The sequence below is a fragment of the Rhodococcus sp. NPDC127593 genome, assembly GCF_042671975.1.
Lineage (GTDB): Bacteria > Actinomycetota > Actinomycetes > Mycobacteriales > Mycobacteriaceae > Rhodococcus_F.
The window spans coordinates 43,290-58,840 of the sequence record NZ_JBHXWI010000059.1; the positions used below are offsets into that span (position 1 = coordinate 43,290).

The window sequence follows — 15,551 nt, forward strand, 5'->3', positions numbered from 1 at the left end:
CGCTTGTTAGATGTCCCTTTCGATTTCGTCACCGTCCGCCGCGGCCACCGGCGAGGACACGGCCGACGCCTGCTTGACCGCTGCCCAGCGCGAGCTGTGGGCCGGGCACCATCTCGACCCGACCCGGTCGGCCTTCAGCACGGCCGAATACGTGGAGGTCGCCGCCCCCGTCGACATCGAAGCTCTCGCCGCGGCAGTACGCACGGTGACCGAGGAAGCCGAGGTGCTCTCGGTCCGCTTCGAGGCCGAACCCGGTGCCGATTCGGCCGACGTCGTCCAGGTGCACGACCGTCGCCACGCACCCGAACTCGAACGTCTCCAACTCGACCGGGCTGCTGCCGTGGAGTGGATGCGCGAGGACGTGCGCCGACCACTCGACTTCGACTCCGCTCCCCTCGTGCGCACGGCACTGATCACGACCGAATCCGGTGTGCTCTGGTATCTCCGCGCCCCGCACGTGTTGCTCGACGCGTACGGGTATTCGCTGCTCACCCGCCGCGTGGCGGCGCTGTACGCGGCCCGGCTCGCGGGCACCGAACCCCGGCCGGCCAAGTTCCCGCCGTTGCGGGCGCACGTCCGGGCCGCACGGGAATTCGATGCGGCGGCCCCGGACACCGGCGCGCCGCAGTCCGCCTCGCGTCCGGTCGGCTTCAGCGACACGGTGCGCCGGGCCGCCCCCGACCCCCATCGGCACACGATCCCGATCGAACCCGGAGTGGCGAAGACTCTGCGCGAGGCCGCCACCGCGCAGGCGACCACGTGGGCGGAAGCGGTCTATGCGGCCGCTGCCGCATACCTGGGCGCCCACACGGGGGCCGAAAACATTCAGCTCCGCGTTCCGGTTCTGGCACGTCAGGGCATCGAGCTGGCGTCGCCCGTGACGGCCACGAACATTGTGCCGCTCCGGATTCCGCTCGACGCACGACCGACGTTCGGCGACGTGATCGGCCGGGTGGCCACCGCGCTGTCCGAGACGCGACCGTTCCACCGCGTCCGGGACGCCGGTAGCCGCGCCACCGGCGGAGCGGTGGTGAACGTCAAACCGTTCGCCGCCAGAATCGCTTTCGGTCCCACGTTCGGGGCGGTGCATCAGCTTGCCACCGGTCCGGTGGAGGACGTGGTGATCTCCGTCTCGGGCGCCGGGGACGAGCTCACGCTCGAATGGGCCGGAAATCCCGAGGTCTATACGGACGACGAGATCCGGGAGCACGCAATCCGATTCGCGCACTACCTCCGAACCATCTCCGTGGCAGCAGAACCCGTCTCCGTAGTGGACGTCTGCGCTCCCGACGAACTGCACCTGTGGCGGTCCGCCGCCGGCCTCGACCGGACCCCCGGCACGGCAGCGGTGCTTCCGGACAGCATCGTCACAGCCTTCCTCGCCCAGGTGTGCACCCACCCGGACCGCGTCGCGGTGAACGATCTGCCGTATCGGGAACTCTCGAACCGCAGCGCCGCCCTGGCCCGGCAGCTGAGGTCGGCCGGCGCCGGGCGCGGCGCGGTCGTGGCCGTGAGCCTGCCCCGCGGCACCGATCTGATCGTCGCCATCCTCGCGATTCTCCGCAGTGGCGCGACCTACCTGCCGATCGATCCGTCGTCCCCGGCCGAGCGCGCCCGGTTCATCCTGCGGGATGCGCAGCCGTCGCTGGGAATCGGATCCGCCGATCTGCTCGGCGACCTCCCCCGAGTCGAGGAGGACGCGGAACCGTCGGTCGTCACCGACCTCGAGAATTCGGTGCGCGCGGACGACATCGCGTACATCATCTACACGTCCGGATCCACCGGTGTGCCCAAGGGCGTGCCGATTCCGCACCGTAACGTGATGCGGCTGTTCGACGTGTCCCGCGAATGGTTCACGTTCACCGAGGACGACTGCTGGCCCCTTCTGCACTCGTATGCGTTCGACTTCTCCGTCTGGGAGATCTGGGGTGCGCTGCTGCACGGCGGCCGCCTCGTCACGGTCGACGAGGCCACCCTGACGTCACCGTCCGACCTCGCCGCCCTTCTCGTCGACGTGGGTGTCACGGTGCTGAACCAGACGCCGTCCGCGTTCGGGCATCTCGTCGACGCTCTCGTCCGCGCGGACTCGTTCGACCGGCTGCGACTGCGGTACGTCGTGTTCGGCGGTGAGGCTCTCGATCCTGCCGTCCTGCGAGCCTGGTTCGCCGCGACCGGTCCGGAGGCGGGAACCGAGCTGGTCAACATGTACGGGATCACCGAGACCACCGTGCACGTCACCGCCACGAAGGTCACCGCCGCCGACGTGGTGGACATCGGGGTTCCGCTCGGCGACCTCCGCACGTACGTCCTCGGACCGGGACTGCGTCCAGTGCCGTCCGGCGTCACCGGCGAGATCTACGTGTCCGGTCCCGGACTGTCCCCGGGCTACCTCGGGCGTCCCGACCTGACGTCGGGACGGTTCGTCGCCGACCCGTTCGCACCGGACGGGACGCGCATGTACCGGACCGGCGACCTCGCACGCTACGACGCGACCGGCGCTCTCCACTACCACGGCCGCGTCGACGACCAGATCCAATTGCGCGGTTACCGTGTCGAACTCGGCGAGATCGCCGCCGCCATGACTGCGGTGCCCAACGTGCAGGCGGCGGTGGCCACGGTGCACGAGCAGGCCGGCGGCGACCAGCGGATCGTCGGGTACGTCGTGCCCCGGCCGGGTGCCGAGCACGACGCCGTCGAGGAGCAGGTGCGCGCGCACCTCGTCCGGTCCCTTCCCGGGTACATGACGCCGTCCGCACTGGTGACGCTCGACCGGTTGCCGTTGACCCACAACGGCAAGGTCGACAAGGACGCGCTGCCCGCCCCCCGTTGGCTCGGACAAGTCGGCGACACACCGCGGACCGACACCGAAGCCCGGATCCTTCCGCTGTTCACCTCGGTGCTCGGCGCCGAGCAGGTCGGCGTCCACGACGACTTCTTCGCACTCGGCGGCAACTCGCTCCTCGCCGCCGCCCTCGTGTCGGCGATCACCGCGGAACTGGGTGTCTCGCTGCGGGTCACGACGATCTTCGAGAATCCGACCGTGGCCGCTGTGGCCGCCCAGTTGGAGGACGCCGGAGAGCGGGTGGCGGCCAGCAGGCCGTCCCCGCGGGACCTCCCCGAGGGAACGCCGGTGCCGTTGTCACCGGCGCAGGAACGCCTGTGGTTCCTCGACAGCGCGGCCGGTGGCGGAACGTACCTGCTGGCGTTGGCCGTCGACTTCGGGGAGGGCATCGAACCCGACGCCCTGTCCGCGGCGCTCGCGGACGTCGTGACCCGGCACCAGTCGCTGCGGACGGTGTTCCCCCTCGTCGACTCGATGCCGCACCAGGTCGTGCTGCCCGCCGCCGATGCGAAGGTCCGGCTCGAACGTGTCGACAACGTCGGCAACATCGAGGGACACATCGCGGCGATGACCACGGTGGGTCTCGGACTCACCGATCAGCCGCCGCTGCGGGCGGTGCTGTACGAACCGCAGCACACGCTGGTGTTGTTGATGCACCACATCATCGGCGACGAATGGTCGCAGTCGAAGCTCCTCGACGATCTCGCGTTCGCCTACAACGCGCGACGCGCCGGCCGGGAACCGGGGTTCACGCCGCTGCCGTTGCAGTACCCCGACGTCGCCGTGTGGCAACGCGAGCGCATCGGCGCGGGCCCGGACGACGCGACCCGGTTGCTGACCGGCCAACTCGACTACTGGCGTGAGCAACTCGCCGGTCTGCCGCTCGAACTGGGCTGGCGCACCGACCGCCCCCGACCGGCCCTGCCCACCAACCGCGGTGCGAGCGTCCACCGCACGCTGTCGCCGGCGCTGCACGCGGCCGTCGAGTCGCTCGCCGCCGAGCGGCGCGCGAGCTTCTTCATGATCGTGCACGCCGCCGTGGCCGTGCTGCTCGAAAGGCTGGGCGCCGGCGAGGACATCGCCCTCGGCGTGCCCGTCGCGGGTCGCAGTCATCCCGACCTCGACGCCATGGTGGGTTGCTTCATCAACACGGTGGTCCTGCGGACCGACGTGTCGGGCGACCCGACGTTCGACGAACTGCTGGACCGGGTCAGGGCCGTCGACCTCGACGCCGTCGACCACGCCGACGTGCCGTTCAACCGCATCGTCGAACTCGTCAATCCCCCACGCTCATCGGCCCGCCACCCCCTGTTCCAGGTGATGCTGTCGCACTGGAAGCAGGGCGGCGCGGCGGAGCGATTCGACGGGACCACCGCCGCCGTGCGGATGCTCGACGCGACGTCCGCGAAATTCGATCTTGCGCTGCGCTTCCAGGAACGTCCGGACAGCGGCGGGGTCGACGTGACGTTCGAGTACTCCACCGAACTCTTCGATGCCGCGACCGTCGAATCCCTCGCCGACCGCCTCGCCGTGGTGATCGAGCGCCTCGTCGAGCACCACGAGCAGCGGATCGCCCGGCTCGACATCCTGACCCCGCAGGAGCGGGGCCGGGTACTCGGCGAATGGTCCCACGCGGAGCACTCCATCCCGGCCCGCACCTTCGACGAGTACTTCTCGGCGCAGGTAGCGGAGACACCCGACGCCGAGGCCCTCGCCGTCGGCGCGAGTGTGCGGCCCGCGGTCTCCCTCACCTACCGGCAGCTCGACGAGCGAGCGAACCGGATTGCCCACCTGCTGATCTCGCGTGGCGCCGGCCCCGGCGACGTGGTCGCGATCGCCCTCGACCGTTCCGCCGAACTGATCGTCAGTGTTCTCGCGGTGCTGAAGAGCGGTGCCGCGTACCTTCCGGTCGACCCGACGTACCCGGTCGACCGGATCGCGCACATGCTCGCCGACGGCGCACCGGTCGCGATTCTCACCTCCTCCCTCGGTGTGCCCGACCGCACCCCGCTGGGCACCGACGTGCCGCTCCTCGACCTGGACGATCCGGACCTGCAGGCCCTGCTCGACGCCCAGCCGGTCACGGCTCCCACGGACGCCGACCGGAGCAGGCCGCTGCAACTCGACGACGCCGCGTATCTCATCTACACGTCCGGTTCGACGGGCGTGCCCAAGGGCGTCGTCGTCCCCCACCGGGGCATCGCGGACCTGTTGTCGCTGCAGTCGGACGTGATCGGCATGGACCACAGCACCCGTGCGCTCCACTTCTCGTCCATCAGCTTCGACCTCGCGTTCTGGCAGATCATGTGGGGTGTGCTCTCGGGCGGAACGCTGGTGGTCGCGACGGACGCCGACCGTGTCCCCGGTGAACCGCTCGCCCGCGTCATCAACGAACACGACGTGAACTTCGTCGGCGTGCCACCGTCTTTCGCCGCCGCGTTCCCGCCGGAGCATCCCATCCCGGACGGCGTCGACCTGATGCTCGGCGCCGAGAAGCTCACACCTCAGCTGATCGAGCGGTACGCACCCGGACGCCGGCTGTTCAACGCGTACGGACCCACCGAGTGCACGGTCAACGCCACCCTGGCCCTCGTCGAACCGGGACACGAAGGTCCCGTCCCCATCGGCGTCGTCGATCCGGGCAAGCACGCCTACGTCCTGGACCACGCGCTGCGGCCGGTGCCACCGGGCGTGTCCGGCGAGCTGTATCTCGCTGGCGACAGCGTCACCCGGGGATACCGCAACCAGAGCCCCAAGACGGCGGAACGCTTCATCGCCGACCCATTCGCCGAGTCGGGCGGTCGCATGTACCGGACGTCGGATGTGGTGTGGTGGGGCCGGGACGGTCAGATCTACTTCACCGGCCGCGCCGACTCGCAGGTCAAGGTGCGCGGATTCCGCATCGAACTCAACGAGATCGAGGCCGTGCTGTCCGGCGATCCGGACGTCGAGCACATCGTCGTCGTGGTCCGCGAGGACCGCCCGGGCGATCAGCGGCTGGTCGCGTACGCCACGTCGGTGCCGGGCGGGCGGATCGACCCCGACCAGTTGCACCGCCGTGCCGCAAGTCGGTTGCCGGACTACATGATCCCGGCCGCGTTCATCGCCGTCGACGAGTTCCCCACCCTTCCCAACGGCAAGCTCGACCAGTCGTCGCTTCCCGTGCCGCACCTCTCGCTGCAGGTGTCCGAGCGCGGGCCCCGCACGGCGCGCGAAGAGGTGCTGTGCCAGCTGTTCGCGGAGGCGCTCGGTATCGAGCGGGTCGGCATCGACGACAGCTTCTTCGACCTCGGTGGCCACTCGCTGATGGCGGCCGGGCTGATGAGCGCGATCTCGAAGCGGTTGTCCGTGACCGCGACGGTGGCCTCGCTGTTCGCGGCGCCGACCGTGGCCCAGCTGGCCGGCCGGCTCGACGACGATCACGACGCCGACGCGCTGGCCGTCCTGTTGCCGTTCCGCACCGAGGGGTCGAAGCCACCGGTGTTCTGCTTCCACCCGGCCGGCGGAATCAGCTGGGGCTATTCGGGCCTGCTGCGGCACATCGACGACGACTACCCGCTGTACGGCGTGCAGGCCTCCAACCTGTCGACGTCCAAGCGGCCGCCGGAAACGCTCGAGGACATGGCCGCCGAATACATCGAGCACATGCGGACTGTGCAGCCAGAGGGCCCGTACCACCTCCTCGGGTGGTCGCTGGGCGGCGTCGTCGCGCACGCCATCGCCGGTGCCCTGCAGAACCAGGGTGAGGAACTGGGCATGCTCGTCCTGCTCGACTCCTTCCCGTCCGACGCGTGGGCCTCGATGCCGACAGAGCAGGACGCGCTCGCCGCGCTGCTCTACATGGTCGGCTACGACCCGGAACCGCTCCTCGCCTCCAACACCGAGCCGCACCGCGGCGGTGGCCTCGACCGGCAGCAGGTAATCGACATCCTGCGCGGCGAGGGCAGCGCCCTCGCCGGGATCAACGAGCACACACCAGCCGCGATGATCGACAACTTCGCGAACGCCGTGCGCCTCGAATCCGAACCCTCACAGATCGTCGTGGACTCCGACATGCTCTTCTTCACTGCGGCCAGGAATCCTGCCACCGCGGCGACGTACGACTTGTGGCAGCCATTCCTGAACGGCACCATCGTCAACCACGACCTCGACTGCAAGCACAAGGACATGACTCAGCCGCGCTGGATCGGCGAAGTCGGCTCCGTCGTGAACGAGGCTCTCGTCTCGTTCGGCTCGCGCATGAACCCCATCAACAGAGAACAGGGAGATCGATGAAAACGTCCGGAAGATACTGGCGTAGAGCCGGAATCGTGATGATGGCGGCAACCGCGTTGTTCGCGGGTGCCTGCAGCGAGTCGAATTCCGACTCGACCGACGCGGCGGGATCCGCCACCGGACAGGCCGACGCCTCGGCCTTCCCCGTGTCGATTCCGTCGGCGCTCGGCACCGCCGAGATCACGGAGGCTCCGCAGCGAGTCGTCACGCTCGGCTGGGGCAGCGAGGACGCGGCACTGTCGCTCGGCGTCGTGCCCGTCGCCGTGCAGAACATGAAGTCGGACACGGGAACCGACGACGGCCTGCTGCCGTGGTCGCGGGCGAAGCTCGAAGAGCTCGACCCGAACGCGGAACCCACGTTGCTGACGGCGTCGAGCAAGGAGATGCCGTACGAGCAGATCGCGGCACTCGACCCCGACGTGATCCTGGCCGTGCACTCGGGCGTGAACCAGGAGCAGTTCGACAAGCTGTCGGCGATCGCCCCCACCGTGGCGTACCCGGAGCGTCGCTGGGCGACCAGCTGGGAAGACCAGATCACGACCGTCGGCAAGGCCCTCGGCCGGTCGGCACAGGCCGAGGCACTGGTGACCCAGACGCAGGACACCCTCGCGCAGGCGAAGTCGCAGCACCCCGAGTTCGCCGGGAAGACGGTGGCATTCGGTAGCGGCACCGAGCCGGGATCGTACAACTTCTACTTCGACACCGATCCTCGCCTGAAGATGCTGGCAAGCCTCGGTTTCACGGTCGATCCGCTCGCCCAGCAGCTGCGGGAGAGCAGTGACCAGACCAAGTTCGCGGCTCCCGTCAGCCTGGAACTGCTGCCGACGTACAAGCCGGACGTGCTGCTCGCCTGGTACCTGTCGCCCGAGTTGCAGAACGAGGTGCAGTCGAACCCGCTGTTCGCCGGGGTCAAGGCCGTGCGCGACAACGCCTACGTCGGTCTGACCGATCCGCCGCTGGTGTTCGCGTCGAGTTCGCCGAACGTGCTCAGCGTGCCGTGGCTGCTGGACAAGCTGCTCCCGCAGCTGTCGCAGGCCGCGAACAACGCTCAGGCCAGCTAGTTCCCAACTGACCGCGTCACTGTGCCGCTGCCGAGAGGTCGTCCTCTTCGGCAGCGGCACTGCTGTAGGTGCGCAACCCCTTCAACGTCAGCGCGAGCACCGCCAGCACCACGATGCCGCCCGCACCGTAGAGGAGGAACGCCTCACGCGGCCCCACGGCGGCGCCGACGGCGCCGGCGACGAGCGCTCCGGCGGCCGAGCCCGTGGAGATCTGGGCACCCCACACGCCGGCGACGCGTCCGCGGTACTCCTCGGGGGTCTCGGTCTGGATGACCGCATACCGGAGGATGTCGCCGAGCACGCGGCCGAAGCCGTGCGCGGCGAGTCCAAGGAACGTGACCGCGATCATCGGGACGGCGCCGACGCCGATCAGCCCGGCCGACGCGATCATGGCCGCGAGGAACACGACCAGGCCACCGCGACGAGCCGTTCCCGTCCAGCCGCTCGTGAGTGATCCGGTGAGGGCGCCGACGGCGGGGGCGCTGTAGAGCAGTCCGGTGGCCGCCGGTCCGGCGTGGAGGACCTGGCTCGCGTAGGCGGGCAGCAGCACGTTCCAGCCGGTCAGCATCATGGCGCAGAATCCGACCAGGAGCGTCCCGCCGACCACGGAGTCCTTGGCGGCATAGGTGAATCCGCTGGCGATCGACCGCAGCGGACTCTCGGTGTTCTTGACCGGTGGCGGCAGCGATGGCAGCCGGGCGATGCAGTATGCGGTGATTCCCGAGGACACCGCGGCCAGAACGTAGTTGGTGCCCACAGATGTCGCCGCGATGATCACACCACCGATGGCAGGCGATGCGACCGTGCCGAGGTCGGCCATCACGGTCATCAGGGCACCGGCGGCGGCCATCTTGTCCTTGGGGAGCAGCGACGGGATCACCGCCATCAGCGCGGTCGCGGAGATACCGCCCGCCAGGCCCTCGATCACGCCACACAGGTAGATGATCCACAACTGGGGTGTGGGGAGGAACGCATTGACCGCGAGGATCGCGAACGCCACGCCCGCCGCGGCACGGGCGAGGGAGATGACCGGTCTGCGGTCGTACCGGTCGGCGATCACGCCGCCGAACAGGGTGCCGATGAACACCGAGGAGCCCACGACGATGCTCGCCGCGCCCACTGCCAGTGTGGAATTCGTCATGTCGTACACCTGCAGCGGCACCGCCACCAGCAGCAGGCCCAGACCGAAGATGGAAATCGTGCGGGCAATGAAGATGTATCGGAACTCGCGACTCGTCCGTAGAGGGGTCAAGTCGATTGCATATCGCGATAATCCGGCCATTGCCATCCATTCACATTCGGTTGCAACAGCTCTCCGTTTCGCCGTTTGCGTGGAGAGCAACTATGCTTAGGCTTCACTAACCCAGCAACCTACCCCATGTCGTCGAATCGGCTCAACGGGCCGTGGTTCGCACGACGCACCGGAGGATGATAGTGAGTTCCGCTCCCAGCACAGTTCCGACCCGCGACCGAATCCGCGCCGACGTAGCCGACGTGCTCGACGTCCCGGTCGCCGAGATCGACGATTCCGCGAACCTCCTCGACGAGGGAATGGACTCCGTACGCGTCATGGCGCTGGTCGAACGGTGGCGGGCGGACGGCGTGCAGGTGGATCTCGTGGACCTCGTCGGCGAGCCGACACTCGACGCCTGGTTCGAGGTGACGGCAGCGCGCTGAGCGGTCCCACCGCCTACTCTTGATCCGGCTGGTCGATCCGCGGGTCGGCCCGGTGACCACACGGCAGGATGCGAGGGGACATGGCGCACGAAACCAGCGGTGCAGACGAGATGAGTGTGCTCCGGACACCGCGCTTCTGGATCGCGCCCCTGCTCCTCGTCTCCGTCGTCATGTCCCTGCTCGCCGCGCTGTACATGGGGGGAATGCTCAATCCCCCCAAGCACCTCAACCACTTCCCCATCGCCCTCGTCAATCAGGACGAGGGCGACACCATGCCCAATTCCAATCCGCCGCAGCAGCAGAATTTCGGTGACCAGATCGCCGCCGGGCTCGTCGAAGGTGTCGATCCGGACAAGGTCGAACTTCAGCAGATCGGGATCGCGCAGGCCCAGTCCGCACTGGACAACGGGGAAATCTACGGCGCCATTGTCATCCCGAGCGACTTCACCAAGCGCACGTTCATCCTCGCGCAGGCGAGCGTGATTCCCGGAGACGTCGAGCGTCCCGTGATCACGATCTACACGAACCCCCGCGCCGGCACGATCAGCGCGAACCTCGTCCAGAACATCGGTGAGATGGCGATGGACAAGGCCAACCAGACGATGGGCGAGCAGCTCACCACCCAGGTGACGCAGCAACTCCAGGCGACGGCACCCGACCTCCAGTTGTCGGGGGCCAGCCGGCTCGTGCTCGACGACCCCATCGACGTGCGGGTCGTGGCCCACAACCCGCTGCCCGACGGCACCGGTTTCGGCTTGGCGGCGTTCTACTACGCGCTCCTGATCGTCTTGGCCGGTTTCACCGGTGCGACCATCGCGAGCACCCTCATCGACGGCATGCTCGGGTTCACTCCGACCGAGGTCGGGCCGCTGTACCTGCACAACGATGCGGTCCCGATCTCACGTTTCAACACCCTGCTGATCAAGTGGGCGGTGATGGTTCTGCTCGCGATGATCGTGTCGGGTCTGTACCTGTGGATCAGCTCCGCCCTCGGCCTGCCGATCACCGATCCGCTCGCACTGTGGGAGTACGGCGCGTTCGCGATCGCCGCGGTGGGGATCACGGCGATGTCCGTGATGGCCGCGTTCGGCAACCTGGGCCTGCTCATCAACCTGCTGGTGTTCGTCGTCCTGGCGCTGCCCTCGTCGGGCGGCACGATCCCGCTCGAGGCGGCGCCGCGCCTGTACACCTGGCTCGGTGAGTTCGAACCGATGCACCAGATCTATATCGGGGTGCGCGCCATCATGTTCTTCGGCGCCGCGGGCGATGCAGGGCTCATCCATGCGGTGTGGATGACCCTCGCCGGACTCCTCATCGGCCTCGTCTTCGGTGCCGTCATCACCCGGTTCTACGACCGCAAGGGTCTGCATCGCCGCCACAAGGCGCAGAGCGAACCCGAACCGGTGGACGCAGCCGGGACGTAAGTCACGCGGGCGTGGACGACCAGGCCGTGCCGAACTGTTCGTACCAGGGATGCGGGGCGGGCACCGCCGCCAGGATCCGTTCGACGAACCGATCGGGGTCGCCGAGTTCGGCGAGTCCGACTCCCCGGCGCTCGTAGTCCGCAAATTTGTCGTGCAGTCCGGCGATCACCTTGTCGGTCACCGTCTGCTCGAACTCTTCGATGGTTGCCATCGGATGCCCCTCCTTCCGGCGAGAAGCGTCTGCGTTCAGTGTAGTGCCGACCTGCGGGTTTACCCCCGCCCGACGGCGGATTATCGACTGTCGGTGACGCGGAGCAGACTGAGCCCGTGAGAATGGTCCTGGTTCCCGACGCCGACGGTGGCGCGACGACCGTTCGCACCGATCCCGCGGGAGTTCCGATCGAGTCGCCACGTCCTCACTCCGACGTCGCGGCCGCGGTCCGCGACATCGAGGCCACCGAGCACCCCCGCTGGGTCTGGACGAGTACCGCGGCCGTCTACCCGGCACTGCTGCGGGCCGGGGTGCGGGTGCGGCGCTGCCAGGACCTCGCGCTCACCCATGCCATCCTCAGCATGCGCGACGGTGTTCCCGCGCCACCGCCGGACGAACCCGTCGACGAACGTCCCGGCCTGTTCGAGACCGCACCCACCACGGATCCGGTGCAGGTGGTAGCGGACTTCGCGGAGCAGCGGAAGACGATCGGTGACGATGCACGGCTCGACCTGCTGGTGGCCGCCGAGTCCGCGGGTGCGCTGGCCGCCGCGGAGATGAGTGTCGACGGCCTGCCGTTCTCCACCAGCGCCCATCGAGCATTCCTCGAGGCGACGCTCGGGCCGCGACCGGCCGGGTACGACCTGCCGCAGCGCATCCAGGACGTGACCGTGGAGATCGGGGCGGCGTTCGGCCGTCGCATCAACCCGGCGTCCCACGTCGAGGTCGTCGACGCGTTTCGCCGGGAGGGCATCGAACTCGCGTCGACCCGAAAGCACCTGCTGCGCGAGGTCGATCACCCCGCGGTGCCGCTACTCCTACGCCACCGGGATCTGTCCAAGCTGTTCAGCACGAACGGCTGGCAGTGGCTGGACAGTTGGGTCCGCGACGACCGGTTCCGGCCCGTCTACGTTCCCGGCGGTGTGGTGTCCGGCCGCTGGGCGAGCCGCGGCGGCGGCGCACTGCAGATTCCGAAACCGCTGCGGTCGAGCGTGATCGCCGACCCCGGTCACACGTTCGTCATCGCCGACGCCGGCCAACTCGAACCCCGCATCCTGGCCGCCATGTCGGGGGACGCCCGCATGGTCGCCGCCGCGGGCGCCGACGACCTGTACGCACCGGTCGCGGCGGAGACCTTCGACGGCGATCGAGGCAAGGCCAAGGTCGCGATCCTCGGTGTTCTGTACGGCGCCACCGCGGGTGAGGCCCGTTCCCTGCTCACCCTGCTGCGCACCCGCTTTCCCGTCGCCGTCGAATATGTGGAAAGGGCGGCCCGCGCCGGTGAACGCGGCGAGGTCGTGCACTCGTGGCTCGGCCGGGCGTGCCCACCACCATCCGCCGATTTCTGGTCACATGGCGATGCACGGTCGCGCGGCCGATTCACCCGAAACTTCGTGGTACAGGCCACGGCATCCGAGTGGGCGCTGTGCGTGCTCGCGGACCTGCGGCGCCGGCTGGCCGACGACCCGGACAGTGAACTCGTCTTCTTCCAGCACGACGAGGTGATGGTGCATACCCGGGACCCCGAGTCGGCGACGCGGCACGTTCTGGGCGCGGTCGAGGTAGCCACCCGGTTGCTGTTCGGTGAGACGCGGGTGCGGTTCCCGATGGATGTGGCGGTGCGGGACTGCTACGCCGAAACCTCCGACGAGGCCTGACACGCGCGGATTTCCGGTGTCGCGGGTGCGCTCGACATGGTGTACTGGGACGCACTGCTGGCCGGGGGCGGCGAAGGAGAACCCATGACGAAGTTGGATTCGACGGACTCGAGCACCAGCGGCGAGACGCCGCGCCGATTCCGCTGGCCTGCGTTCACCATCGTGGCCATCGCGATCATCGCTTTCTTCGCCGGCGGATTCGGGGGTTCCTTCCAGGGCAAGCTCACCGAAGTCCAGAAGAACGACAACGCCGCCTACCTGTCGAGTTCCGCCGAATCGACGATCGTCACCAACGAATCGTCCAAGTTCCTCACCGTCGAAACCATCCCCGGTTTCGTGCTGTTCCACAGCGACTCCCCACTCACCGAGCAGGACAAGACCGCCGTCGCCCGGGCGCGTGACGCGATCGCGACAGTCGACGGCGTCGACGCCGAAGGCATGGCCCAGACCCAGTTCTCCCAGGACGGCACCACGGCATCGATCTTCGTTCCCCTCGTCGCGAAGGAGGACGGCACGGCGGTCGCCGGCGATGTGCTCGCCGCGACCGAGGAGAATGTCCTCACGGCCGCGAAGAACGCGGCGGCCGGGCTCGAGGTCCTTCCTGCCGGTCCCGGTGGTCTCCTGGTGGCGTTCATCGACGCGTTCGCCGGGCTCGACGGTGCACTGCTGGGCGCCGCACTGCTCGTGGTCGTCCTGATCCTGCTGGTCGTCTACCGCTCCCCGGTGCTGTGGTTCTTCCCGCTCTTCTCGGCACTTCTCGCGCTCGGCCTGGCATCGATGGTCATCTACTTCCTCGCCAAGGCCGAGGTGCTCACGCTCACCGGACAGAGTCAGGGCATCCTGTTCGTCCTCGTGATCGGTGCCGGCACCGATTACGCGCTCCTCCTGATCTCCCGATATCGGGAAGAATTGCACTTCTACCCCAGCCGGTTCGACGCCATGGTCAAGGCGTGGAAGGAATCCGCCCCCGCCATCACCGCGTCGGCGGTCACCGTCATCCTCGGCCTGCTGTGCCTGACGTTCTCCGAACTGAACTCCAACAAGAGCCTCGGTCCGGTCGCCGCGATCGGCATCGCGTGCACGTATCTCGTGATGATGACGTTCCTTCCCGTGGCGCTGTCCGCGGCGGGGCGGTGGGTGTTCTGGCCGCGGAAACCGAAGGTGGACGAGGCCGCCGACCTCACCACACACGGTCTGTGGGGCAAGATCGCCGCCCAGGTCGGAAGCAAGGACCGCTCCCTCTGGATCGGTACGACGGTGCTGCTGGCCGTGCTGTTCCTGGTCGGCATCGGCAGTTTGAAGACGGACGGACTGTCGTCGTCGGAGAACTTCACCAACCGCCCCGACGCCGTCGTCGGTCAGGAGTTGTACGACTCCAAATTCGATCCGGGGGCCGGCGCGCCCGCCGTCATCGTCACCAATGCCGATCAGACGGACGCGGTCATCGCGGCCGTGAGCGGTGTGGACGGGGTGTCGACGGATCCCGGCGCGGTGTGCCCGCAGGTCGATGTCGAGAAACTGTCTGCACTCGTCAAGTCCAACCCTGCCGCGGTGGCCTCGGCGGCCGGGCAGGGGTGCGCACCCGACTTCCTCACGGCCGCACCGATCGACGGACGCATGGTCGTCAACGTGACCCTCGCCGACTCGTACGATTCCCCGGAAGCCCTCGAGACGGTGAAACGACTGCGCGACGCGGCGCACGCCGTGCCCGGTGCCGATGCGCTCGTCGGTGGCAGCACGGCAACCACTCTCGATGTGCAGACGGCGTCGGTGCACGACCGGAACCTGATCATCCCGATCGTTCTCGTCGTCATCTTCGTCGTGCTGTCGCTCCTGCTCCGAGCCCTGCTCACGCCGATCATCCTCATCGCCACCGTGGTCCTGTCGTTCGCGGCCACCCTCGGGGTGTGCGGCCTGTTCTTCACCCACGTCTTCCATTTCGCGAACGCGGATCCGGCGTTCCCCCTGTTCGCGTTCGTGTTCCTCGTGGCGCTCGGTATCGACTACAACATCTTCCTGATGACCCGCGTCCGCGAGGAAACCGAGGAGCACGGCACCAAATCCGGTGTGCTGCGCGGACTGGCGGTGACCGGTGGTGTCATCACGTCGGCCGGTGTCGTGCTTGCCGCGACGTTCGCGGTGCTGGGCGTGCTGCCCCTGGTGTTCCTCGCCGAGGTCGGTTTCGCGGTCGCGTTCGGTGTGCTGCTCGACACGATCATCGTGCGCAGCATCCTCGTCCCGGCGCTCTCCCACGACATCGGCAAGAAAATCTGGTGGCCGTCGGCGCTGGCGAAGGCCAAGGACTAATCCGAAGTTGCGGTAGCTCTCGGCGGAGATTGCATGATCGACCTGAGAAGACGACGGAAATCGATTCGGAAATGTAGCCACTAATACTGCGTGTCG

8 protein-coding genes are annotated in these 15,551 nt (G+C 68.2%); 6 read left to right on the plus strand and 2 right to left on the minus strand.

The window, feature by feature from the left end; genetic code table 11:
• The first annotated feature begins 10 nt into the window (after nt 1–10).
• Nucleotides 11–7,117 (plus strand): amino acid adenylation domain-containing protein, encoded by a 7,107-nt coding sequence (locus tag ACFVJ3_RS39130; protein WP_378457170.1) that lies wholly within the window; start codon nt 11–13, stop codon nt 7,115–7,117.
• Complete coding sequence (locus tag ACFVJ3_RS39135; RefSeq protein WP_378457171.1) at nt 7,114–8,178, plus strand: iron-siderophore ABC transporter substrate-binding protein; 1,065 nt, start codon at nt 7,114–7,116, stop codon at nt 8,176–8,178. The genes ACFVJ3_RS39130 and ACFVJ3_RS39135 overlap by 4 nt, the downstream gene beginning before the upstream one ends.
• Nucleotides 8,179–8,194: 16 nt before the next feature.
• On the opposite strand, the gene entS is transcribed toward ACFVJ3_RS39135, so the two are convergent.
• Entirely contained in the window at nt 8,195–9,460 is a 1,266-nt protein-coding gene (entS, locus tag ACFVJ3_RS39140; protein ID WP_378457172.1) for an enterobactin transporter EntS, read from the minus strand.
• 146 nt (nt 9,461–9,606) lie between these two features.
• Between entS and ACFVJ3_RS39145 the strand changes: the two genes are divergently transcribed.
• Nucleotides 9,607–9,855 (plus strand): phosphopantetheine-binding protein, encoded by a 249-nt coding sequence (locus tag ACFVJ3_RS39145; protein ID WP_037205604.1) that lies wholly within the window; start codon nt 9,607–9,609, stop codon nt 9,853–9,855.
• A gap of 80 nt (nt 9,856–9,935) precedes the next feature.
• A complete protein-coding gene (locus ACFVJ3_RS39150) occupies nt 9,936–11,279 on the plus strand; it encodes a YhgE/Pip domain-containing protein (RefSeq protein ID WP_378457173.1) in 1,344 nt (447 codons plus the stop codon).
• A 1-nt stretch (nt 11,280) separates the two neighbouring features.
• Here the strand turns inward: ACFVJ3_RS39150 and ACFVJ3_RS39155 are convergent, their stop codons facing one another.
• Nucleotides 11,281–11,490, minus strand: a complete 210-nt coding sequence (locus ACFVJ3_RS39155; RefSeq protein ID WP_011595096.1) for a hypothetical protein — start codon at nt 11,488–11,490, stop codon at nt 11,281–11,283.
• Between the two features lie 122 nt (nt 11,491–11,612).
• On the opposite strand from ACFVJ3_RS39155, the gene ACFVJ3_RS39160 reads away from it, so the two are divergent.
• Together ACFVJ3_RS39160 and ACFVJ3_RS39165 are read left to right on the plus strand one after the other, a co-directional pair.
• On the plus strand, nt 11,613–13,148 hold the full coding sequence (locus ACFVJ3_RS39160) for a bifunctional 3'-5' exonuclease/DNA polymerase (RefSeq protein ID WP_378457177.1): 1,536 nt from the start codon (nt 11,613–11,615) through the stop codon (nt 13,146–13,148).
• Nucleotides 13,149–13,232: 84 nt separating this feature from the next.
• On the plus strand, nt 13,233–15,455 hold the full coding sequence (locus tag ACFVJ3_RS39165) for an MMPL family transporter (protein ID WP_378457174.1): 2,223 nt from the start codon (nt 13,233–13,235) through the stop codon (nt 15,453–15,455).
• Nucleotides 15,456–15,551 lie beyond the last annotated feature (96 nt).